Annotated in this window: 19 protein-coding genes and 1 tRNA gene; 3 read left to right on the top strand and 17 right to left on the bottom strand. The window is 62.9% G+C overall.

The window, feature by feature from the left end; all coding sequences use genetic code 11:
• Positions 1 to 510 precede the first annotated feature (510 nt).
• The 3 genes from ACUXH0_RS07790 to ACUXH0_RS07780 are packed head-to-tail and all read left to right on the top strand — an operon-like array spanning position 511 to position 7,495.
• Positions 511 to 1,998, top strand: coding sequence for a hypothetical protein (locus tag ACUXH0_RS07790; protein ID WP_259393671.1), 1,488 nt, complete (start codon positions 511 to 513; stop codon positions 1,996 to 1,998).
• The gene (locus tag ACUXH0_RS07785) at positions 1,995 to 4,010 is read left to right on the top strand and encodes a phospholipase D-like domain-containing protein (RefSeq protein ID WP_182593862.1); all 2,016 of its coding nucleotides are present in this window, start codon (positions 1,995 to 1,997) and stop codon (positions 4,008 to 4,010) included. The genes ACUXH0_RS07790 and ACUXH0_RS07785 overlap by 4 nt, the downstream gene beginning before the upstream one ends.
• Positions 4,007 to 7,495: a DEAD/DEAH box helicase gene (locus tag ACUXH0_RS07780; RefSeq protein ID WP_220485454.1), complete on the top strand. Its 3,489-nt coding sequence runs from the start codon at positions 4,007 to 4,009 to the stop codon at positions 7,493 to 7,495. The genes ACUXH0_RS07785 and ACUXH0_RS07780 overlap by 4 nt, the downstream gene beginning before the upstream one ends.
• 99 nt (positions 7,496 to 7,594) lie before the next feature.
• On the opposite strand, the gene ACUXH0_RS07775 is transcribed toward ACUXH0_RS07780, so the two are convergent.
• The 17 genes from ACUXH0_RS07775 to ACUXH0_RS07695 form a co-directional block, all read right to left on the bottom strand.
• Positions 7,595 to 8,059 carry a TubC N-terminal docking domain-related protein gene (locus ACUXH0_RS07775; protein WP_182593861.1) on the bottom strand — a complete coding sequence of 155 codons (465 nt, stop codon included), beginning with the start codon at positions 8,057 to 8,059 and terminating at the stop codon, positions 7,595 to 7,597.
• Position 8,060: 1 nt separating this feature from the next.
• On the bottom strand, positions 8,061 to 10,538 hold the full coding sequence (locus tag ACUXH0_RS07770; RefSeq protein ID WP_182593860.1) for a DUF3631 domain-containing protein: 2,478 nt from the start codon (positions 10,536 to 10,538) through the stop codon (positions 8,061 to 8,063).
• A gap of 10 nt (positions 10,539 to 10,548) precedes the next feature.
• Positions 10,549 to 10,752 carry an AlpA family transcriptional regulator gene (locus tag ACUXH0_RS07765; RefSeq protein WP_182593859.1) on the bottom strand — a complete coding sequence of 68 codons (204 nt, stop codon included), beginning with the start codon at positions 10,750 to 10,752 and terminating at the stop codon, positions 10,549 to 10,551.
• Between the two features lie 201 nt (positions 10,753 to 10,953).
• A complete protein-coding gene (locus ACUXH0_RS07760) occupies positions 10,954 to 11,691 on the bottom strand; it encodes a hypothetical protein (RefSeq protein ID WP_182593858.1) in 738 nt (245 codons plus the stop codon).
• 177 nt (positions 11,692 to 11,868) lie between these two features.
• On the bottom strand, positions 11,869 to 13,083 hold the full coding sequence (locus tag ACUXH0_RS07755; protein WP_182593857.1) for a tyrosine-type recombinase/integrase: 1,215 nt from the start codon (positions 13,081 to 13,083) through the stop codon (positions 11,869 to 11,871).
• Positions 13,084 to 13,257: 174 nt separating this feature from the next.
• Positions 13,258 to 13,333: transfer RNA gene (locus tag ACUXH0_RS07750), tRNA-Ala, on the bottom strand.
• Positions 13,334 to 13,381: 48 nt separating this feature from the next.
• Complete coding sequence (gene soxB, locus ACUXH0_RS07745) at positions 13,382 to 15,103, bottom strand: thiosulfohydrolase SoxB (RefSeq protein WP_182593856.1); 1,722 nt, start codon at positions 15,101 to 15,103, stop codon at positions 13,382 to 13,384.
• On the bottom strand, positions 15,100 to 15,597 hold the full coding sequence (locus ACUXH0_RS07740) for a TlpA family protein disulfide reductase (RefSeq protein ID WP_012436688.1): 498 nt from the start codon (positions 15,595 to 15,597) through the stop codon (positions 15,100 to 15,102). The genes soxB and ACUXH0_RS07740 overlap by 4 nt, the downstream gene beginning before the upstream one ends.
• A 4-nt stretch (positions 15,598 to 15,601) precedes the next feature.
• Positions 15,602 to 16,264, bottom strand: coding sequence for a sulfur oxidation c-type cytochrome SoxX (soxX, locus tag ACUXH0_RS07735; protein ID WP_012436689.1), 663 nt, complete (start codon positions 16,262 to 16,264; stop codon positions 15,602 to 15,604).
• 16 nt (positions 16,265 to 16,280) lie between these two features.
• Positions 16,281 to 17,081, bottom strand: coding sequence for a sulfur oxidation c-type cytochrome SoxA (gene soxA / locus ACUXH0_RS07730; RefSeq protein WP_027693088.1), 801 nt, complete (start codon positions 17,079 to 17,081; stop codon positions 16,281 to 16,283).
• A gap of 40 nt (positions 17,082 to 17,121) precedes the next feature.
• Positions 17,122 to 17,577 (bottom strand): DsrE family protein, encoded by a 456-nt coding sequence (locus ACUXH0_RS07725; protein ID WP_012436691.1) that lies wholly within the window; start codon positions 17,575 to 17,577, stop codon positions 17,122 to 17,124.
• A gap of 16 nt (positions 17,578 to 17,593) precedes the next feature.
• Positions 17,594 to 17,905: a thiosulfate oxidation carrier complex protein SoxZ gene (soxZ, locus tag ACUXH0_RS07720; RefSeq protein ID WP_004628733.1), complete on the bottom strand. Its 312-nt coding sequence runs from the start codon at positions 17,903 to 17,905 to the stop codon at positions 17,594 to 17,596.
• An 18-nt stretch (positions 17,906 to 17,923) separates the two neighbouring features.
• Positions 17,924 to 18,394, bottom strand: a complete 471-nt coding sequence (soxY, locus tag ACUXH0_RS07715) for a thiosulfate oxidation carrier protein SoxY (protein WP_012436692.1) — start codon at positions 18,392 to 18,394, stop codon at positions 17,924 to 17,926.
• 10 nt (positions 18,395 to 18,404) lie between these two features.
• Positions 18,405 to 18,752, bottom strand: coding sequence for a c-type cytochrome (locus ACUXH0_RS07710; RefSeq protein ID WP_012436693.1), 348 nt, complete (start codon positions 18,750 to 18,752; stop codon positions 18,405 to 18,407).
• Positions 18,753 to 18,925: 173 nt separating this feature from the next.
• The gene (locus ACUXH0_RS07705) at positions 18,926 to 19,813 is read right to left on the bottom strand and encodes an O-acetylserine/cysteine exporter (RefSeq protein WP_012436694.1); all 888 of its coding nucleotides are present in this window, start codon (positions 19,811 to 19,813) and stop codon (positions 18,926 to 18,928) included.
• 125 nt (positions 19,814 to 19,938) lie between these two features.
• Positions 19,939 to 21,231: an NAD(P)/FAD-dependent oxidoreductase gene (locus ACUXH0_RS07700; RefSeq protein ID WP_012436695.1), complete on the bottom strand. Its 1,293-nt coding sequence runs from the start codon at positions 21,229 to 21,231 to the stop codon at positions 19,939 to 19,941.
• A complete protein-coding gene (locus tag ACUXH0_RS07695) occupies positions 21,228 to 21,584 on the bottom strand; it encodes a c-type cytochrome (RefSeq protein WP_012436696.1) in 357 nt (118 codons plus the stop codon). Before ACUXH0_RS07695 ends, ACUXH0_RS07700 begins: the two co-directional genes overlap by 4 nt.
• Between the last annotated feature and the right edge of the window lie 71 nt (positions 21,585 to 21,655).

Raw genomic sequence — 21,655 nt, 5'->3', positions numbered from 1 at the left:
TCGAGTCGCCAAACCCGACTGCCGTTGGTGCGGCAGCGGAATGGATTATAGCGACGGGGGCAGCGGCAAAAGTTGGATTCTTGATTCGCGGGCAGCCACTGTCAGCAGGTCACGCTCCACCCTCAAACAGTGGCGCTTCACCCTCAGAGAGTGGAACGCGAGAGTCAGACACTGGCGTTTCACTGTTTGAGGGTCGAGCGCCAGTGTCAAAGAGTCGAATTCGACCCTTTGGTGGTCGCGTTTGAGCCTAAAACACTCGAACCTCACTGTCTGAGGGTCACGTTTCACCGTCTGAGGGTCGAGCGTCAGTGTCAGGGCGTCGAGTTCGACAGTCCAAGGCTCGCGCTTCACGCTCCAATATTCGAACGGCGTGAGCGGGCTTGCTCGCCCCATGTGCGGGCGCTTTCCGTCAAAAGTTGTGTACAGCATTGCGATACGCCGCAGCCGTAGCCAACCTCACCGGGTTGTGCCAATCGGCATGACGTTGATATCCGCGTTAGAAGGAACGCAATGTCTCAGAACTTGATCTCGTTTCAACCCAGCGCCACCGACCTGACCGCCATTGACGGTGCGCTCAAGACACTGGAAGAAAAGCTCGTCGGCCTGATTGGCCTGTCAGTCGAGCAGCGCAGCACGCTCATGAAGATGGGCGACAAGTCCGAAGCGTTCTGCCGCCAGGCAGTGGAACTGCTGAGCAACAACCCCGGCGTGCTTCCCGCCAATTTCAACCTGCAGGAAATGCGAGGTGACTTGGTGGGCTTTGACACCCTGCGCCCTCGCCTCGCCCGCGTGGAGAAGTTGCTGGAAAGGATGCAGGATTCGCAACTGGCGATGGGCAGTGACCTGATGACGGCCGCGCTGGAGGGTTACCTGAGTTCGCTGTGTGCCATTCTCGACAAGCTCGCCGATGAGACGTTCAAGGCGCAGCAACTGTCGCAACGATTTCGCGAACTCGAAATCTATTGGGGCATTGCCAACGCGTCGGTCAACTCGTCGATCATCAATGTGACGAAATACCAACGCCTGCTCCGCGAGCAAGTCCGCTTGGACAGCATCCCGAAGCGTCATCCGATATACCAGCGTCTTTCTTACGGCACGCTCGGTCACTACAGCAGTGCGGCACTGCGCTGGGGCCTTGTCGAGCCGGATGGACGCACCCTAAGTCCGCAGGGACGTGATCTCGCAGATGCGTTCTCATCGCGCAGCAAGGCGCAGCGGTTTCACGACGCGTTAGCGAACTGGCAGGACAATCACGTCGTCTCGCAAGGTGATTTCGAGCGAGTGGGCAAGCACTACGGCCTCGATGCGTCGGCTTCGCACAGGGAAAGCGAGATCTGGCGCAAGCTCATCGACATCTGGTGCAGAAAGAATCCGCGCGCCGAACCGTTGTGGCGCGCGCCACCAGAACGGAAAAAACTGCAGGAAGCCTTTGCCAACGCCTCGGCTTATCAGGCGTTCTGGACCGACGCATGCGAGCAATACGACGGCATCGCCACCGAGTTGATAGCGATGGCCCGCTTCGAGCGGCTCGCAGCGGCCACGCAATTCGTGCTCGATTTGCGCATTGCTTCGCTCGAATTTGGTGACACGTTCCGGGACGTGTTGCCGCAGGGTGCGAAATCTTTTGCCGCAGCCACGACGACACTGGCCGCTAAATATGTCGCCGCGCCTGCCTTCCACGATTCGCGCTATCTGTTTTCCAGCGTTGCACAGATCGACGGCGACTTCGCCACGTTGACGCGCTGCGTAGTCGATCACCATATCGACCATCAGACGGCGAAGGGCACCTCTCCGATCGTGAATCGAGGCGAATTGTTGGTGAGCGGTCGCGTGAATCTCAGCACGCTTAAAGACGCCCTATCGATCTTCGACAACGCGCCGAACGACACAGTTGCCCAACTCGACGGTCTTCAATATCTTTATCGCCGCCAATGGCACTTTGAAAAGTGCCGCAGTTGGTCCGACTGGGCCTTCCCGCAGAAGGAGACCGTGCAATGACGGAGCAGGTTGAATCGCTACGCGAGTACTTCACGGGCGTCTTCGAGTCATGCAACGGACGCGATAACGCGTTGCAACACGTGGTGGTGCTCAGTTACGAGTTCGACGACCAGCAAGTGTTGAACCTCGCTCTGCGGCGTTCGCTGAGCGCGGCGCCCGAGGCGCGGACTTCTGATATCGCCGATATGCTACGCATCGTGCCGGTGATGATCTACGACGCGCGGAAGACTCGCGAGCACAATCAGTTGCCGCATTTCATGGAATTGCTGCCGGTGCGCACGCGGCCCTGGACCTGCCATCACGCGAAGGCCTATTTGGTGGTTACACAGCGTCAGGTGCATCTTGCACTGGGCTCGATGAACCTGACGCGCACTGGGCTCTTCGCGAATCGCGAGGTTTTCGAAACGTTCGCATGGGGCGATAGCGGGAACGGTGGGCGGGCAGACCTCGGCATACTGCGCGAGTTCGTTGAGGTGCTGGCGCGTGGCTACGCATCGTTCGATTCGAGGCCGCTGGCTATGGCGATAGAGTCGATTCAGCAGAGGTTGGATCGTTGGGGCGCGTCGGAAAACCAGGAAGGTGCCGTGCTGATCCATCAAGGCTACGACGGCGCAACCGGACTGGATACTCTCGCTCGTGCATGGCGTAGTGCATTCGGCGACGCGTCGCCGGAGCGCGCGATCGCCGTATCGCCGTTCTTCGATCGCAGCGCGCGGGGGGCCGTGTTTGCGCAGGATCTGAAGCAAACCTTCCCGTCTGTCAATGCGCTCGATGTCGTGACGGATGCGCCGGTCGCCAAGCATCTTTGCCGCGATCATTTTCGCGCGCTGCCACGCATACGGCTGTTTCTGATCCCCGAAACTCTCACCGAGTGCGAGCGCGAGCGCATCGCGCAGGCCAATCAACCAGCTGACCTTGCCGGGCTCGCGATTACGCGCAAGCTCCACGCCAAGATACTGGTGCTAGCACGCGGCAACGAAGCGCTTGTCTATCTGGGTAGCGCCAACTTCACCCGCAATGCGTGGTGCGGCGCCAATCACGAAATGGGCGTGGCGCGCGTGCACCGTGGTTCGATCGACAAGTTGTTCGGCGCGATTTGCAACGGCCTGAGCGCGGAGCAGATGGACCGTTATCGTGATCTGCCGTCCGACACGCCGGACGAGATGCCCGAGTCGGACGATGATTATCAGGACCAACCCGACTACCCTGAATTTGTTCAGGCCATTGAGCTCGCCGAATTGCCAAATACGGATCTGATGGCATTCGACGTACGTGTCGAGCCGTCTGAACTTGCGAAACTAGCTGACTACGACGTGAGTTGGGGCGGCATGCCGCTTCATTTCACCAACGGACGCTCGAATCCACTCGATCAATCACAACTGATTGGCCGGATTATCGGCGCGCGCAACCTGAAGTTCGTGCACCACAGCGTGCCCGAACGTGTCTATTACCTTCCGTTCCGGCATGCCGCCACGCTGTTCCAACAGCGCGAGGGCTATGTACTGTCCACCGCGGAAGACTGGATGCTGCATTACCTCAAGGAGAGGTTACCGCTCGACCGCGACGCGGATGAGTTCGTACCGGGCGATCCGAATAGCATCGACGACGATCCCGCCACCGCAATTCGCGCCATGCGCGAACGCAACATCGTGATCGGGATGCAGCAGCATCTGAGCCTCTTCGCGCGCGTGCAGAATGTCTTTCGAAAACGCGCAACGCAATGCCTGGAAGCGGCATTGCCCGAGCAGTCCAGCCGGTGGCGGGACGAGGTGGAGGAGCCGCTTGCCACCTTCGCGGACGTTCTCTTGCGCGACGCAAAAAGCCGCCCGCAATCGAGCGCGGACTCGCTGTTCAGGCTGGGCGAACTGGTGCTGTTCACTCGCGAACTTGCTGCCGAATCGGACGCGGGCCACGTGTTATGGACGCGCCTCAAGGCTAAGTTGCCCACGCAACACCGTGACGCAGCAGTCAAGGAGTATCTTAGTTTCTGCCATGAGGGTCTCCGATCTTGAGTTCGCAACGGTTCGATACGGTAATTCGCGCGGAGGCTGAACGCCCTAGCTTCCAGAAGGATTGGGACCGCCAGCGCAACACGGCGCGGGAGTTCCTCACCCGGTTTGAGAATGGCTTCGACACGCAGTTGCTCGCCGACGAGGTGGGCATGGGCAAGACGTACGTTGCGATGGGCGTGATCGCCGCGCGGCTGCTAGGTGCGAGAGACGCCGACGCGCGCGCGTTGCTTATCACGCCGTCGAGTGCCGTGCTGCGCGCGAAGTGGGAGCAGGAGTTACGCAGCTTTTCGGCGTGCTATGTGAACGGCCAGAACCGGGCGAGCAAGCGTACCTTGCGTCCACTTGTCGTGCATAGCTACTGGGAACTGATCGCTTGTCTTCACGCTTACAAGAACACCACCATCAGCCGCATCAGACCGGAAACGACGTGCTGCATCTTGCAATCGGTTTACGAATGGGCGAGCCGGAACCGGTACCTGTCCCGACGTAGCAGATTCAAGCGCCTGGAGGGCTTCGATGAAAGCTCCAAAAAGGCGCTGGAATTCGCCTCCCAGTATTCGCAGACCGGCTGGTTCAGATACCTCGACGAACTGAAGGCCACGCAAGACCAAACCATGCGCGCGCACCTCACAGCGCTACGCACGGATGACAGACCGGATGCCAGCAACTGGTTCAAGGACGCATTCAAGGAGTTCGCTGCCAAGCAGGAACGGTATTTGCCCAACGTGCTGATTCTGGGCATGTCGTCCCTCGACCGGCCGCGAACCGATCAGGCAGATACGCGGCGCTTCAGCACCTTCGTGCTTGGCGTGCTGGCGACGGGCCTGCACGCGCCCACTCGCGATGCACTGCTGAGTTCGCTGCGCAGGGCCAACATCTTGCTGCCCAATGCCACCAAGGAGTCGCTTAAGGAACTGGCGTCAAGCGATCTGTATCGCACCTACGATTGCGTCATCAAGGCGCGCGACCACGATCCGGATCTCAAGGCTCGCTGGTCGTCATTGCGTGCCGGGGCGGACGACAGTTCGATCAAGAACTTCTTCAAGGATCTGATGAACGCAGTGGTTCAGCAAAAGCTACGCGAGTCCAGAATCGAATTGGCTGTGGTGGACGAAGTACACAACTGGAAGGGCGGCAAACATGGCGCGAAGGCGTTCAGCAAGACGTTCTCCCCTTCGATCCCCAACAAGCTGCTGCTGTCGGCCACGCCGTTCCAGCTCGAAGAGCGCGAAATGCTCACGGTGTTCGACTTCGCGACGGACAAGAACAGTGCAACGTATCGCGTCCTGGATGCTATTTATCGCCCGAACGGCGAGGTCGCCAATTGCCTGAACGCCAACAAGAACTTTCAGAAGGCGTGGGATGCACTCTCCGGTGACGACGAAAGTGTGGCTCGCTTGAACGCATTGTGCGAGGGCACGATTCACGACGCCATCGAACCGATGCTTTCCGATCTAATCACCGACCCCGCCGCGCAACCGGCGTTGCGCGCGTTCAGCGATGCCGCCGTGGCCTATCGCAAGGCGGTGGATCAACTCACGGCCTTGCAGCGCAAGATTGTGATTCGCCATTTGAAGCCGCGCGGGCATCGGTCGTTTCATGCCGGGCAGGATTTCGGCACCGGCCCGGCGGCACAACGAACGATGCTGTACGACGTGGAAGGCATGTCGCGGGACAGCGATGCTTTCATCCATTTTCTGGCGATGCGGGTCGATCAGCAGACGCGCGCGGCGGACGGCAAGCGCGATGGGGCTAATGCGCGTCTGATGAGCGGGCTGACGTCGAGCGTTAGGGCATTCGAAAGCAGCGCGGCCGTGATGGCTCAAGAAAAGCGTGCCTTTGATGCTGAAACGGCGAATTACATGGCGATGTTCCGGCGTGTGCTCGGCATGAGCGAACATCCGAAAGTCCGCGCGACCGTCGACAGAGCTTTGACCAACTATCAGAATGGCCGTAAGACGCTGATCTTCTGTGAACGCGTGGAAACGCTCAATGAGATCGGTGCGATGCTGCAGTCGCGCATCAACCCCACTGAAGCCACAGCACTTGACTTGCGCGCGAAGCGCAAGAGTCTGCTTGAGGAGGCTGCGTTCGTGGACCTGCCGCTTGCGCGCAGCTTCGCGCAAGCCTCGCAGCTCGAGGCGAACCAGATGGAGAGTCTGATAGGAAAATGGCGCTCCGAGGCGGTCGCATTCGCAATCGACTGCCTCTCACGCTGCCGTGTGAGCGCGACCGAGCGGCGCGTATTCCGTTTGCTTGATCTGTGGCTCTTAGTTCAGTTTCGCCGCAGCCGGCGCGTGCGGACTCCGGCCATGCGATTGTTCGAACTCCTGCGTGAAATGGCAATGTCGGAGGGGCAGGATGAACGCTGGCTCCGCACATCGTTTCTCGCGGCGGAGGGGACTAGCGCGGAATCGGCGGAAACCATCAGGGAACTGGTCAACCGTCACGCCGGGACTTTTTTCGAGCGGCCGCTGAATCTCTGGGACGGCGATGACACCGGTTCTTTCGCAACGAATCTGTGGGCACTGATCGAGTCGGAAGCGAGCCTTCTCGTGGACGACGCCGGCATCGACGCCAACGCGCGCCAAGTCGCGCCGGGCTTTTTCGACACGGTACTGGACCTTCAGAAGGGCTTGCGCAAGGTGCTGCTGCGTCCGGACCTGTTCCGCACGTATCTGGGGCCGTTACTGGCTAATCCGTCTGATGATCCGCGCATGGCGGAGATCGTTCGCGCCGTCCATAGTGGCATACGTGCGCCGCGCGGCATGGGTGAATCGATGTGGCGGCGCATGGTGCGCTTCCTGTTGAGCCTTTGCGAAGCGAACGGTTCCATGAATACCGACGACCATACCAACACGCGGCGCCGCAGCTTGTGGCGCGGGGTCAATCTGCAGCGAAGCCGCGCCGACGCGAAGCACGACGACGAAGTAAGCAGCGATGCCAACAAACACGATGACTATGCGGTGCGCACGCTCGACGGCTCCATAAAGCACGACAGCCGCATCGTGCTATGTGCAGCTTTCAATTCGCCGTTGGCGCCGGACATTTTGATCTGCACCTCAATCGGCTCCGAGGGTATCGACTTGCATCGTGAATGCGCCGAGATCATCCATCATGACCTGCCGTGGAATCCGGCGCGGCTGGAGCAGCGTATTGGCCGTGTCGATCGCGTTGGTAGTCTGGCAGAAGCAAGCCGGACCGATCAACCCGGCACAGGGCTCGTGCAAGTCGGCATACCGTTCCAGCAGCAGAGCTACGAGCGCTTCCAGTACAGCGTGCTACTGGCGCGCGCCCAGCGTTTCGAGGTGCTGCTCGGCAAGCCGGACTTCGCCTTGGATGCCCTGGACGAGGAAGAACTGGGCGAGAAGGAACTCGGCGATGTGCTAGAGGCTGTCACCGACCAGGATCTGACGCTCGAGACGCCGCCGCCCTGCTTGCCAGAAGAACTAGCGCGCTGGTTCAGGGTCGATTTGTCACTGTAGACGTGCTGCAGTTGAGGCGGTCAGTAAAGGGCGGCCTCGCGCTCCATCTCTTCCTCCTGCGCTTCCGCTACTCGCCGCGATGCGGCGCAGCTGCGGATGTTACTTCGAGGGGCGTCGTGCATGACCGATCGCTTGGGCTGTGTGGTTGACGGCGCGCAGAGCATCTAGTCGGCGCCTGAAATACTTCAAATCATCGGCCAAAGTGGAAATAGGTTGGCGAGCCACCAAGCCCAGCAGGGCCGCTCGATAGCCGTCCGACCATTTCTCGCTATCAGCTACTTTGCCGATGGCCTCACGCAAATCGGCGACCAAACCGGCTACTCGCTCGGATGTCAGGGGCGCACACCAGGGCATGAATGGTCCATCTGCAATCGGGTATTGCGACAGCGTCACGGTGTCATTCGCGGCGCGGCGCAAGTAGGCCAGAAGTTCGGGCTTTTGTTCTTTTACCGCTTCCAAAAGCGCTGCAGGGACCGCCGACGGGGAAATCCTGATCTTGTCGCCCCTCGCCTCGACGCGGAACCCAGCGCGGGCAAGATCAGCCAGAAGTGCTTTAGCGCTCATGTCACACCTCTGCCGCGTCATCGCTATCACAACCAACGGGGGCAACGCTCTCCTCCGCCCCTTCCTCCTTTTCGGTCACGCCCTCTTCCTCGGTTACTCGGTTACCCTCCTTACCTGACGCGGGTTTCTGGGTAACTAAAGCGTTTTCCGCTTTGCCAGGTAACTGAGCATCAGTTACCCAAAAACCCGCCTCGGCATTGGGTTGTAACCAAGCAACCGATGAAACGGGAGAGTCCGGCGAAGCGGGCAAGTATCGGGCAAACACATCCTCGAATCGCTCGACCTTGTACCCCTTGGATGTCTGGTAGGCGATTTTCAACGTCTGGCTCTCAATACCGTAATCGCGCAGCTTCTTGCCCAACTGTCTGGCGGTCATCTCCTTACCGTGACTCCAGGTTTTCCAGGGAGCTTCATCGTCTTCGCAAAGTGCGGCCAAGAGTTCAGTCATGGAGATGCGCTGCACCTTCTTACGGTCGAACACGGCCTTGATGTCCGCCAGCAGCTCGGCTCCCGCACTTTGCGCCACTGCCGCCTTACACAGCTTAATTGCCGTGCTACGCGCATAGGCAGGCCATGTGCCGCCCGCCAAGTCGGCTACGGCAAGCAGCGGCTCCCAGTTGTCCTGATCCCGGTCGCCCAAGACATCGGGCAAGCTGGGGCGGGCTGCATGAATGGTGGGTGCGCTGTCGTCAGCCCAGCGCGCCAACTTCGCGCGAAGCGTGTCGAATAGATCGGGTTCGGCATAGCGCAGGCGCTCAGCGGTTTCGTGGGGCATCTTGCGACGCATCTGCGCCACCACGGCGCGGCTCGTGATCGTCTCGGCCAGCTTGTCGGCGTTGATGCCAGCAAGCGCCTTGAAACCGAAAACGGTGAAACGCTGGGGGGCGAAATCAGCGCCAGGTGCGGTATTGGCGCGCCAGACGAAAGCCGATTCGCGGGTGTGGCCGGCGTTCATCAGCCCGCGCAGGTCTTCTGCTTCTCTGGTCAGCACGGTCTCGATTTCGTCCACCAGGAGCGTGGGCTTGTACTTCTCGATCATGCGGAACAGCACCGAGGGCGAGATGCCCGCCGCCTGCGCTGGGCGTGGCACCAACTTGCCGACCAAGGTCAGCAGTTGCGTCTTGCCACATGCCTTTTCCGGCGCGTTGATGAGCAGGATCGGGCAGACGTTGACATGATCCACCAGCCAGGCCGCCATACACCACAAAGCTGTCGCGGCGACGGTCTCCAGATCGCAGATGATGAAGCGCTGAATGGTGCGCGCGATCTCGGACAGCAGCGCCGCACCGTCTACCGGCTCGGGCCATGGCTTCACATCCTCGAACGGGGCAGTGTCGCGTGCCGCGTCGCCGCGCGCGTTTTTCACCATTCGGTCAAGCGTGCCGAGTTGTACACCCATGCGCTCGGCCTCGGTCTTGCGCACGCGATCGTATTCAATCCACGTAAGCGCTGCCATACGGGCAATGGCTTCCTCGTCGGTTTCTGCCGACACAGGATCAGTGCTATTGGCCGTGGTCCCCGCAGTCGGGGGGTTTTGCATTACGGTGTCGGTTTTTCCGTTACGGGCGGCCTTGATGCAGGCCATCACAGCATCGCCACCGTAGGCAATGTGCAAGTCGTTGAAGTCGGTAGCACCGTTCGGGCGCTTCGGCCCGAAGTTGGGCACCGCCAGCAGCGCGCCGATGGAATCAGCAGCAACCCGCGCCTTGGTTAAGCCAGGATTACCGTCCGTCTTGCTGTCGTCGTCAGCACAGACAATGATGGGCACATCGGGCATTTCGGCGCGCAGCGCGTGCGCCACCGCCAGCAGGTTACCCGCGTTCATGGCGGCGGCCACAGGGTAGCCGGTCGTTTCATGCAGGCTGCATGCTGTCGCCCAACCCTCGCAGATCAGCTGCGGTGTATCCGGCCCCGGCTTGCCGCCCAGGACGCAGTAGCAGTCAGAGACCTTGCCGCCACTCTTGAATTGTTTCGAACCGTCCGGTCGGATGAATTGCAGGCTATGCAGCGCGCCGGTGGTATCCCACAAGGGGATCAGAAGCGCCTTGCCCAATTGTTTCGCACCCACCGGCTTGATACCCTTACGCTTGATGTACTCGTGATCGTCTTGCACTGCGTCGGCGCGATCCCACAAATTCAAGCATTTGGCGGCGGCTTCCTGCGCTACCTTAGTGCGCGCAGCAACGGCTTCGGCCTTCACCTGTTCGATGCGCAGGCAGTGCGTTTGGCGCTCGGCGTCGGTGAGGGCGTGCTCCGGCTTAGCGCACCACGTCTTGGAAAAATTTGTCCGCCAGTCACCGAACGATCCGGCCGGCAAGCCGTCGCCGTACAGCACGTACCAAGCAGAGCACTTGCCGCGCTTTTCGTCCGGGCCATCGAAGCGGTGCAGCTTGCCATCAGCCACAATCTCGTCGGGTTGCAAACCGTATTCGGCCATAGCGACGGCGAACTGTTGTTCAAACGGAATGGAGCCGTTCATGAGCAGCTCCTTACGCTTTGTAGTCAGCCGGATTGGCCAGCCAAGCATCGATGTCACCTGCACGCCAACCGACGGCGCGAGGGCCAAGTGCTACAGGCGCGGGAAACGTCTTCTCCTTTATGCGCTGATAAATGGTGCTGCGCGAGAGCCCAGTTGCAGCCTCGACCTGCTTGCGGCGCAGGATTGCAAGTGCACTGCGTAGTTGCTCGGCCATGTTTCACCCTTAGTAAGCTGTCCGGGCCAATCCCGGAACACATGGCCATTCAACGTTTTCAGAGCAGCGGCGAATAGGCAGACGGATTGCAAAAACCCACCCCGGAATAACTGGTTTGGGGGTGGGCGGGTTCGAAGTGAAAGGGTGGGTGGATGCGGGCAAAGTTAGCGCGCCCGTAGCCGCCGACAAGACCTGGAACGTTTATGCTTCGGGGGTCTTGGGGGCCCCACCGTTCGGTTGCCAGTTTGCGACCTTCGCAATTTCATCGACGGCCGTCTCATTCGGCTTGCCCTCATCGTTGGTCAAGCCGTACTCCGCCGCATGCTCACGAAGCCATTTCATTAGCGCCTGCTTGGGGTGCATGCCTCGCGGCACCGTCACGGCTTCCCAGGCTTGCACAGCGGCCGCGAGTTTCGGCGCATAGCGCTCACTGCTTGGATCAAGATACCCTGGGCCATCTGCAGCCATCGGAAAGAAGAAGCCCGATTTGACGCCGCGTCGAGTCAACCAGCCGATCAATTCATCGCGAGTCACTGTACTCTGTGACCAATCGGGGATGGACTTGTAAAAGTAACGACCGTCGGAGGTCAGCTCTTCACCTTCCCTTGCGGTGCTGCCACGGCCGTACGGAAGGTCCATTTCTGCGCGGTCGAGCTCTTCCAAAAAATCCAAGTTCCCATACTCGCGGGCCGGATAGCGCAGCGTGGCGTGCAAGCGCCCGTTCATGATGGCGTTGGTCAGGGCATTAAAAGTGACGCTGTATTTCGGATAGGCTTCTTGAAACGATGAATCGCCCTTGCAACGATCGATCGTAGTAGGGTTGTAGCCAGCAACAAGTGCCGCAGCATGAGTGACACCGAAGTCCTCATGAAGATTCCACAGCGGATCGATTTCGTCGAGCCCCGTGCAATCGAGGGGACCGCATTCCAAATTGCTCATAGACCTTTCTCCAGTTGGTTTGTCACCTGGTTCGTACGGTCATTGAGCTGTCTCCTATTTTTGGTGAGTCTGCACGGGCAATTTCGGCGAAGCAGGAGTCCGCCACAATCGCAGTGTTACACCGTCCGTGCTGGAACAATTTGGCTTGTAGAAGAATACCGCCAACTGTAAGGCGCGTTAAGCCACAGAGTGCGGAAATGGCAACACCCGCGCGCCGCCCTTGAGTTCATCAAGGTAGTCCGCCCAGCGCTGCATCATTTCCCGCCGTTCCTTCATGAATCGGGTGCGGTTGTAGGCCGTACCCAACGCGTCGGGCACCTTGTGGGCGAGCTGGTGCTCGATGACCTCGGGCTTGATGTGCAGCTCTTCATGCAGGATCGTCCGTGCCATCGCGCGGAAGCCGTGGCCGGTCATCTCGGTTTTGGTGTCGTAGCCCATGCGCCGTAGCGCGGCGTTGACTGCGGCCTCGCTCATCGGCTTTTTCGGATCACGTCCGGGAAATACATAGCGCCCGCTTCCCGTTAGGTCGGCCAATTCCCGCAGAACGGCGACCGCCTGCGAAGCCAACGGGACAGTGTGCTCGGTCTTGGTTTTGGTAACGAAATAGCGCCACTCGGCTCGGTCCAGGTCGAACCCATCCCATTCCGCTTTCCGCAGTTCGCCCGGCCGCACAAACAACAATGGTGCCAACAGGAGAGCGCAGCGAACAACGAACGTGCCCTTGAACGCGTCGATGGCTCGCAGCAACTCACCCACCTTAGCTGGATCGGTAATGGCGGCGAAGTTCTCGTGTTTGGAAGGTTGCAACGCGCCGCGCAGATCGCCGGAGGGGTCGCGCTCAGCCCGCCCGGTCGCTACGGCGTAGCGGAAAATTTGCCCGCAATTCTGGTGCGCACGATGTGCGGTGTCTAATGCCCCGCGTCCCTCGATCCGGCGGAGCACCGTCAGCAGTTCGGGTGCAGTAATCTCGGCAATCGGGCGCCCGCCCAGCCAGGGGAAGACGTTCTTTTCAAGCCGCTGCATGATCTTGTCTGCATGACTCGCCGCCCAGGCCGGCGCCTGCTTGCAGAACCATTCACGGGCAACGGTTTCGAAACTATTTGACGCACGTTCGACCGTTGCAGCCTTCTGAACCTTACGATGCACGCTCGGGTCAATGCCGTCTGCCAGCAGCTTGCGGGCGGCGTCCCGGCGCACGCGAGCCTCTTTCAGTCCGACCGCCGGATAGACGCCCAGGGCCAAGCGTTTCTCTTTGCCGCCGAACCGATACTTGAGTCGCCAGTATTTCCCACCAGCAGGTGAAACTTCCAGGTAGAGACCAGCGCTATCTGCAAGCCGGTATGGCTTGTCGCGCGGGACAGCATTCCGTACTGCGGCGTCGGTCAGCGGCATTTGTGCCTCCTGGGGGCATCAGGTCATCGTCGAACCCGATATGCCCCCAAAGATGCCCCCTTGTGCCCCCGGAAGTCAATGGGCTCTCTTGGAATCAGTCGGCAACAAAAAACCCCGCAGACGTTGAATCTACGGGGTTCGCCGGACTTCCTGAGACTGCTTGGGAATTGTTCTTGGTGGACCGAAGGAGGATCGAACTCCCGACCTCCGCATTGCGAACGCGGCGCTCTCCCAGCTGAGCTATCGGCCCGTGGGAAATGAGTCTACCCGAACTCCCCAGGCCCTTTCAATCGGGGGTTTAACCCGCGTTTTCCATGCCCGGATTGCCCTCCATGCCGACAATGCGCGGCGTGTTCAGCGGCCTTGCGGTCACTTCGCGCTGGTCGCGCAGCCAGTCGGCCAGCACGTCCCACACGGGGCGGCCGCCCGCCTTGCGGGCTTCGGGCGATACGGCGGCCCAGCCGGCCACTTTGTAGCGGCGGTCGGCGTCGATGGGCTTGCCGTCACCCGGCCCTAAGCGCATGTCGGTAATGCGCTGGCCCATGGGCTTCATCGGGTCGATGGTGTAGCGCAGGCCGCCGGTGCGCACCATGTCGCCGCCCTGTTGGTAGTACGGGTCTGGGTTGAACAGGTTGTCGGCCACGTCTTCCAGCACGGTCTTGATGGTGGCGCCGGTCATCTCAGTCAGCGTGGTGGCCGGGTAGGTGATGGCAGTCTGGGCCATCAGCGCTTCCATGGTCAGGGCCTCGCCGGGCAGCAGCGTGGTGCCCCAGCGGAAGCCGGGCGAGAAGGCAATCTCGGCGCCCTGCGCGTGCATCAGCCCATCAACGATGAGCTGGTCGAACGTGCCGTTGAAGTTGCCGCGCCGGTACAGCAGGCCGCGGTTGGTGGCCAGCGTTTCGCCCAGCTTGTCTTTGTACGGCGCGCGCACGCGGTCAATCAGCGCCGTCATGGCGGGGTCGGGCGGCAGCAGATCGGCAAACACGGGCAGCAACGTATAGCGGATGTCGCGCACGGTGCCGCCGCGCACATCCAGATCGAGCACGCCGACAAACTTGCCGTTGGCGCCCGCGTTGGTGACGAGCGTCACACCGCCCGGGTTGCTGACCTTGACGGGCGCGGGCACGGCGTCGTGCGTATGCCCGCCGAGGATGGCATCCAACCCGCGCACGCGCGAGGCGAGCTTCAGGTCGACATCCATGCCGTTGTGCGACAGCAGCACAACCACCTTGGCGCCCTTGCCGCGCGCCTCGTCAATCATCTTCTGCAGCCGTTCTTCCTGAATGCCGAAGGTCCAGTCGGGCGTGAAATCGGCCGGGTGGGCGATGGGCGTGTACGGAAACGCCTGCCCGATGATGGCGACCGGCACGCCGTTCAGCTCGCGCAGCACATACGGGTCGAACACCGGATCACCAAAGTCGGCGGTCTGGATGTTCTGCGCGACAAAGGCGACCTTGTTCTTGAAATCGTGATCGACCACGTGGCGCACTCGGTCGGCGCCGTAGGTCATTTCCCAGTGCGGGGTCATGACGTCCACGCCCAGCGCGAGGGCGGCGTCGACCATGTCCTGGCCGTTGGTCCACAGCGCGGTGGCGGAGCCCTGCCAGGTGTCGCCGCCGTCCAGCAGCAGCGCATTCGGGCGCGTGGCGCGCAGCCGCTTGATGAGCGTGGCCAGGTGGGCAAAGCCGCCCATGCGGCCGTAGCGGCGCGCGGCCTCGGTAAAGTCGAGCGACGTGAGCGCGTGCGCGGCGCGCGAGCCCGGCGCAATGCCGTAACGCTTGAGCAGCGCGTGCCCGACCAGATGCGGCGGCTGCCCGGCCCATTGCGCCACGCCGAGGTTGACGTTGGGCTCGCGGTATTCGATGGGCAGCAACTGCGCGTGGCAGTCGGTGAAGTGCAGCAGGTGGACGTTGCCGAAACGGGGTACGTCGTAGCTGAACGTATCTGCGTGGGCGTCGGTCAGGCGCAGGCCGGCGGCTGCGGCAATCGCCAGGGCTTGAACGAATTCGCGGCGGTTCATTGCTTGGGGTTGTGTGCGTAGCGTGCGAGGTCGGCCACGTCGTCTTCCAGCATCTCGCCGACTTCCTTGCGCACCACGCGGCCCTTGGCGTCGAGCACGAGCAGTTCGGGCAGGCCCTTGCGCGGGCCGGTGGCGGCGCACAGCGCGTCGGTTTCCATCGTCACCGGAAAGGTGAAGCCGCGCTTGGCGACGTAGTCCTTCGCAAGCTGCGGGTTGGCGTCGATGCTGATGGTGAGGATGCGCAGGTCCGTGCCGCGCGTGGCGTCATACAGCTTTTGCAGGCGCGGATTCTGCAGCGCGCAGAACGGGCACCACGATGCCCACGTGGCGATGATGACGGGGTGCCCGCGCCACGCATCGCCCGGCACGCGCGTGCCGTCGAGCAGCTGCACGTCGGGCAGCGCCGCCACGTCGCCCACTTCGACGGCCTGCGCGGTGCTGGCAACGAGCACCATTGCCGCCGTCCACATCAGGAACCGTCGAAGCGTACGCATGGCGTTACTGGTTCACGGGCGAGGCCGGGTCGAACAACAGCGCCATCACATCGCGAATCTGCTGCTCGGTCAGGATGCCCTTGTGCCCGAAGCGCGGCATGTTGGAGCACGCCGCATACGCGTTGGAGTTGTAGATCTTGCCCCACGTGTAGCGCAGGATCGCCTCAGAATCGCCGCGCAGCTTGCCGTACTGGTACAGCGACGGGCCGATGGTGCCGTACGATACTTCGTCTTTCGACAGGCGGTGGCAGGCATAGCAGTTGGCACCGTTCGCGCCGCCGGCCGGGTCGGAAAACTGCATGCCGCGGCCGCTCTGCGCGGTCTTCTCGCCTTCCTTCCAGTCGCCCAGCCAGGTGTTGTCAGCCGGGTAGTGGATGGTCTTGAACTGCGCGTCTTCCAGCTTCTTGGCAACTGCTGCGGGCACGGCGTTGCGGTCGGCAAACTGGCTGCAGATCTTCTGCACGTCGTCGCGGTCGGTCACGCCTTCGACGGTGGCCGGGCCTTTGGAGACAAAGCTCTCGTGGATGGCCTTGGCGAGTGCCGCGTCGGCCTTGGCATCGGGCTTGGGTGCGGTTACGCCCTTGGCGGTGGCGTCCGCTGCGTGCGCCGTGCCGGCAGCCAGGGCCAGTGTCAGCGCCGTCAGAACGATGGGGGTCAGTCGGGTCATGCGTGGCCTCATCGTGTCATCGTTTGATGGACGGCGCGTCCATCTTGCCGCCGTTGGCGTTGCGGGCGAGGAACATCTCCAGCGCGGTAATCACCTCGCTGCCGTAGAGCGGTTCCGGAAAGCGCTGCTGGCGCAGGCAGTCGTACAGGCGGTGCTGCATCGTGCGTACCTCTCCCTGCGAGACGCGATAACCGGGCCATGTGGAATACGCAAAGCGCGCGCCGTCGGCGGTCAGCAAGTCAGGCAACTCCTGCAGGCGGATGCGCAAACCCGGCTGGGCATGGCACGTGGCGCAGGCAAAGTCGTACGCGCCGCCGCGGTAGAAGAACATGCGCCGGCCGAGTTCGTACACGCGCTTTTCTTCGGGGTGGGCGAGCGGAATGTCGATGGCCGCGCCCCGCGATTCCGAAGCCACGTACGCCATCAGCCGTTCAATGTCCGACGCCTTGCCGGGCGACGAGAACGGGCGCGCCGATGCCTCTTCCTTGGTCAGCCCTTGCAGCGTCATGCGGCAATGCATGAGGCGCTGTTCGGCGTCCATCACGCGGCCGGTGTCTTTGAAGAAGCGCGGCAGCTTGGCGTAGGCGCCCTTCACCACGCCGGGGCCCAGGCCCAGGTCGCACGCTTCGAGCGAGGCCTGCTTGGGGCCGGCGGGCTTCTTCCAGAGTTCTTCGCCGGCGGCTTCCCAGAGTTCGGCCGGGTTGCCGTCGGCCAGCATCTCGCGGTACTGCGCGATGCCGGCGGCGGTGCTGTCCTTGGCGTCCTGCGCGGATGCCATGACGGCGCTGCCGGCAACCCACGCCGCAGCCAGCACCATCGTCCATGTCTTGTGTTTCACGGTCCCCTCCGTGGGTCGCCTACGGTTTGATATAGGCGAAACCTTCTTCCTGCTGCAAGCGGGTGATTTCCACCACGCCGGCCGGCACCACCTTGGCTTCGAGCAGCAGCTTGTCTTCCGGCACCTTGAAGGCCATCAGCGAGTTGTGGCACACGCGAAACTCCACGCCCATGCTGGCCAGCGCGGCCACGGGCGCATCAAACGGGCGCCCCTGCGCATCCTTGGCGCCTTCAACGAGGAAGTCGATGCCGTGGCCCAGCGCCACCACCACGATCTTCGTGCCGGGTGCGCCGTTCAGGTGGTTGCGCAGGTTGCCGATGGCGCGCACAGCCTGGTCGATGCCTTCGCTCAACTGGTAGACCACCTTGTAGCGGGCACCGCCGCCGCCAGCGCGCGGGGCGTTCTGGGCAGCGGCCTTGCCGGCCACGCCCAAGGCCGCCAGCGCGGCGGTCACACGAAAGAAGCTGCGTCGCATTTGGGCCTCCGGGGGCTTACTGGATAGACGTTTCGTCGGTGCGCTTGTCGCCGTGGTTGTCGACCCACGTGACCGTCACCTTGTCGCCCTTGGCGCCGCCCTTGAACTTGAAGTTGAGGAACGGATCTTTCGACACGGCCGGGCCGAACTGCGCGTCGAGCACGGTCTTGCCGCTGTGCTGCACCGTCACGTTGGTGATGTGCCAGGCGGGCACGACCTTGCCGGACGCGTCTTTGCGCTGGCCGGTTTCCATGTCGTGCTTCATCAGGATCTTCACGTCGGTGGTGCCGCCGTTTTCCATTGCGCGAATGCGCATCGGGTCAGCCATGGTGTGTTCTCCTGAGGTTTAACCGCCGCAGCCACCAAGGGTGACCTTCACTTCCTTGCTCGCCAGCACCCATTTGCCGTTGGCGCGCACGGCGGCGTAGACCGTTGAGGTCTCGCCCATCTTCACGCGCGTGCTCACAAACGGGTCGGTGCCGGCCGGAATGGCGAACGTTGCGGCCAGCGTGTTCGGGTTCTTTTCGACCAGGATGGCGATAAGGTCGGTGCCGGGCAGCGTGCTGGTCACGACCAGTGGCACCACGGCGCCGTTCTCAGCAATGTCCGGTGCGGTGAGCTGGATGCCGGCGCCGCCCTTCTCCACCGCGCCACCGCCCAGTTGCTTGAGCACGTCGTTCACGCCCTTCACGGCAAAGGCGGCCTTGTTCCACTCGGCCGCCTGGGCCGGCGTGGCAATGCCGGCGGACACCAGCAGTGCCATCATGGCGCCGGCGCGCAGCACGTCGCGGCGGCCCAGGTTGATTGCGTCGTTCATCGTCCGTTCCTCACTTGGCCGGGGCGCCCGCGAGCACCCAGTCGATCACGGTTTTCAGATCGGCATCGGCAATCTTCGGGTTGGCCGGCATCGGGATCTGGCCCCAGTTGCCCATGCCGCCTTCGCGCACCTTCTTGATGAGCTTGGCTTGCGCGCCGGCATCGCCCTTGTACTTGGCGGCAACGTCCTGGTAGGCCGGGCCGACGAGCTTGCGGTCGACGGCGTGGCAGCCCATGCAGGCGTTCTGGTTGGCGATGGACAAGGCGCGGGCAGCATCAACGGCAGCCAGGGCGGGCGTGGCGGACAGCGCCAGGCCGGCCAGCACCGCCGCAGCCGCGAGCGTGGGGGCGAACTTCATGTGGTCTCCAGAAGACGAGGCTGCCCGCATGCGTGTGCGGGCGAAATGGCGGGAATCGGACCCGGTATTGTGCCCGAAACAGGCCAAATCCTATGTCGCCCGCAAATGTCGCCCGCAAAGCAAAACGCCCGGTACTTTTCGGCCCGGGCGCTGGTTTGATGGGGATGCGGCGATCAGGCCATCGCCCGCCGCGCCGCCAGCCGGCCGCCAAACACGTTGAGCAGCAGCCCGGCCATCACCACGGCGCCGCCCAGCCATTGGGCCGGCACCAGGCGCTCGCCCAGCAGCACGGCCGCCGACACCAGCCCCACCACCGGCACCAGCAGCGTGAGCGGCGCAACCTGGCTGGCCGCGTAGCGCGCCAGCAGGCGGCTCCACAGGCTGTAGCCGAAGATGGTGGCGCCAAAGGACAGGTAGACGATCGCGCCGATGCTCGACGCGCTGATGTTCGCCAGGCTGTGCGCAATCTGCTCCGGCCCCTCCAGCCAGTACGACAGCAGGAAGAACGGAACCGGCGGGATGGCCGCACCCCACACCACCAGGCTCACCACATTCACCGGCCCGATCCGCTTGGTGACGATGTTGCCGCTGGCCCACGAAAACGCCGCGCACAGCGTCAGCAAGAAGCCGGCGGTGGTCATGCCCGTGACCGAGCCGCCGCCCGCCATGCCGATAGCGGCCAACCCGCCCGCGGCCACCGCCATGCCGGCCAGATGGAACCAGCGGATCGGCTCGCGCAGCACGATGGCGGCAATCGTCAGCGTAAAGAACGCCTGCGACTGCAGCACCAGCGAGGCCAGCCCCGCCGGCATGCCCACATACATGGCGGAGAACAGGAACGCGAACTGCCCGAAGCTGATGGTGGCGCCGTAAGCCACCAGCCACTTGAGCGCAATCTTTGGGCGTGGCACGAACAGCACAGCCGGGAAGGCGACCAGCGCAAAGCGCAGCGCACCCAGCAGCATGGGCGGCACGCCGTGCAGGCCCACCTTGATGACGACGAAGTTGACGCCCCACACCAGCACAACGGTCAGGGCCAGCAGCAGATCCTTGGGAGACATGATGATCGGAAGGTTCGGACGGCCGCCCGTGCGGCCACATGACGCACTGTAGGCGCGGGCCGCTTACACGACTTGCACAATCTTGCGCATTGTTTGTGCCCGGGGCCGCACCTTCCGCCTGACATTCAACCGAGCATGTCCGACCAGATGGCGCGGCTCCAGCCTTGCGCCAGCTTGCCCTCCGCTGCGGAAGGCACGTCGGAAAGCCCGCCGGCGCCGGGCACCGTCACCATGGTGTGCTCGGTCGCGTCGTAACGGTGGACGGTTGCCACGTGCATGGCCTCGTCGGGCGTGGCAAAGCTGTAGCAGGTGTTGGTGTACAGCGGTGACGCATCGGGCGCGTGCCCGGCCAGCATCGCCACCACGGCGGCGGCGGCCACCTTGCCGTGCTGATTGGCCATGTGGCCCGACTTGGGCATCAGCGGCGCGGTCTGGATGGCATCGCCAATCACATGCACGCCCGGCGCCACCTTGGATTCAAACGACAGGAAGTCCACTTCGCACCAGCGCCCGTTGGCCGTCGCCAACCCGGCTTGCACGGCAATCGCCCCGGCGCGCTGCGGCGGGATCAGGTTGACGACATCGGCCTGCACGTCGTCCTGCACATCGAACTTGAGCACGCGGCCCGTGGCATCGATGTCGACGGCGTTGTATTGCGGGCGATATTCGATGTGCTGTGGATAACGCTCTGCCCACACGCGCTTGAACAGCGCCCCCTTGGACGTGACGTCGTCGTTGGCATCGAGGATGAGCACGCGCGAATCGGGCTTGGCGCGCTGCAGCCAGTTGGCGATCAGGCACGCACGCTCGTACGGCGCGGGCGGGCAGCGGTATGGCGCCAGCGGAATGCTGATCGCCACCGTGCCGCCGTTGGGCATGGCTTCGAGCCGATGGCGCAGCGCCAGCGTCTGCACGCCGGCCTTCCATGCGTGCGGCGCCTGCGCCGCGGTGGCCGCATTGGCGAGACCCGGGATGGCTCCGGGCACGAAATCGATGCCGGGCGAGAGGATCAGCCGGTCGTAATCAAGCGTGCCGCCGCCTGCCAGCCGCACCTGCTTGGCGCCAGGGTCGATGGCCGATGCGCGGTCGCGCACCCACCGCACGCCGTGGCGCTCGACCAGCGCGTCATACGGCACGGTGATCGACGCCATGTCACGGTCGCCCGACAGCACGAGATTCGACAGCGGGCATGAGACGAACGCGGCGTTCGGCTCGACCAGCGTCACGTCGACATGGCCGCCGGAAAACACGCGCACATACTTGGCAGCCGTCGCGCCGCCGTAGCCGCCGCCAACCACTACAACGCGCGCATTGCGCACACCCGACAGCGAAGCGCATGCGGCCAGCGGCCCGGCAAGCGCAGTTGCCCCGAGCGCACGCAGGAGTGCGCGTCGATCCTTGCGCAGCCGTTCGCTCATGGCGCCTCCTGCGGTTGGCGCGACAGCCAGCCGGCAATGGCGGCGATCTGCGCATCGTCATAACCGCGGGCGATCTGGCCCATCACCGTGGAGGGGCGCGCGCCGCTGCGAAAGGCTTGCATGGTGTCGATCAGCTCGGCCTGCGAGCGACCGGTCAGCGGCGGCAACGTCTGCGCGGGGAGCTTGGCGCCAGGGGCGGTATCGGCGTGATGGCAGCTGGCGCACGTGGCAGCCCAGGTGCGGGCCTGCAGATTGGTGGGGGGATGATCGGCCGCATGGGCCACATCGGGCGCAGGGGCCGTAAGCAGCGCCGCAAGCAGTGCTGCGGCGGCAGGGCGGTGGACGACGGGCATCGGGGGGGCTGCGAAGTCGCGGGAGCGTCATACGCTAACACGCACGGCCGGCCATGCGCCCTGTGATGCGT

It is taken from the genome of Ralstonia sp. 110700041-2 (assembly GCF_056280165.1).
The sequence above is the reverse complement of the archived record's forward strand: the minus strand, read 5'-3'. Positions and strand labels throughout refer to the sequence as shown.

Bases quoted from the DNA above. Each gene is read 5' to 3' on its own strand.
- ACUXH0_RS07740 (WP_012436688.1), bottom strand. From the start codon at position 15,597: ATGCGTACGCTTCGACGGTTCCTGATGTGGACGGCGGCAATGGTGCTC.
- ACUXH0_RS07760 (WP_182593858.1), bottom strand. From the start codon at position 11,691: ATGAGCAATTTGGAATGCGGTCCCCTCGATTGCACGGGGCTCGACGAA.
- ACUXH0_RS07695 (WP_012436696.1), bottom strand. From the start codon at position 21,584: ATGCCCGTCGTCCACCGCCCTGCCGCCGCAGCACTGCTTGCGGCGCTG.
- soxA (WP_027693088.1), bottom strand. From the start codon at position 17,081: ATGGTGCTGGCTGCGGCGTGGGTTGCCGGCAGCGCCGTCATGGCATCC.
- ACUXH0_RS07705 (WP_012436694.1), bottom strand. From the start codon at position 19,813: ATGTCTCCCAAGGATCTGCTGCTGGCCCTGACCGTTGTGCTGGTGTGG.
- ACUXH0_RS07700 (WP_012436695.1), bottom strand. From the start codon at position 21,231: ATGAGCGAACGGCTGCGCAAGGATCGACGCGCACTCCTGCGTGCGCTC.
- ACUXH0_RS07765 (WP_182593859.1), bottom strand. From the start codon at position 10,752: ATGGCCGAGCAACTACGCAGTGCACTTGCAATCCTGCGCCGCAAGCAG.
- ACUXH0_RS07725 (WP_012436691.1), bottom strand. From the start codon at position 17,577: ATGCGACGCAGCTTCTTTCGTGTGACCGCCGCGCTGGCGGCCTTGGGC.
- ACUXH0_RS07755 (WP_182593857.1), bottom strand. From the start codon at position 13,083: ATGCCGCTGACCGACGCCGCAGTACGGAATGCTGTCCCGCGCGACAAG.
- ACUXH0_RS07785 (WP_182593862.1), top strand. From the start codon at position 1,995: ATGACGGAGCAGGTTGAATCGCTACGCGAGTACTTCACGGGCGTCTTC.
- ACUXH0_RS07710 (WP_012436693.1), bottom strand. From the start codon at position 18,752: ATGAAGTTCGCCCCCACGCTCGCGGCTGCGGCGGTGCTGGCCGGCCTG.
- soxB (WP_182593856.1), bottom strand. From the start codon at position 15,103: ATGAACCGCCGCGAATTCGTTCAAGCCCTGGCGATTGCCGCAGCCGCC.
- ACUXH0_RS07790 (WP_259393671.1), top strand. From the start codon at position 511: ATGTCTCAGAACTTGATCTCGTTTCAACCCAGCGCCACCGACCTGACC.
- ACUXH0_RS07775 (WP_182593861.1), bottom strand. From the start codon at position 8,059: ATGAGCGCTAAAGCACTTCTGGCTGATCTTGCCCGCGCTGGGTTCCGC.
- soxZ (WP_004628733.1), bottom strand. From the start codon at position 17,905: ATGGCTGACCCGATGCGCATTCGCGCAATGGAAAACGGCGGCACCACC.
- soxY (WP_012436692.1), bottom strand. From the start codon at position 18,394: ATGAACGACGCAATCAACCTGGGCCGCCGCGACGTGCTGCGCGCCGGC.
- ACUXH0_RS07770 (WP_182593860.1), bottom strand. From the start codon at position 10,538: ATGAACGGCTCCATTCCGTTTGAACAACAGTTCGCCGTCGCTATGGCC.
- soxX (WP_012436689.1), bottom strand. From the start codon at position 16,264: ATGACCCGACTGACCCCCATCGTTCTGACGGCGCTGACACTGGCCCTG.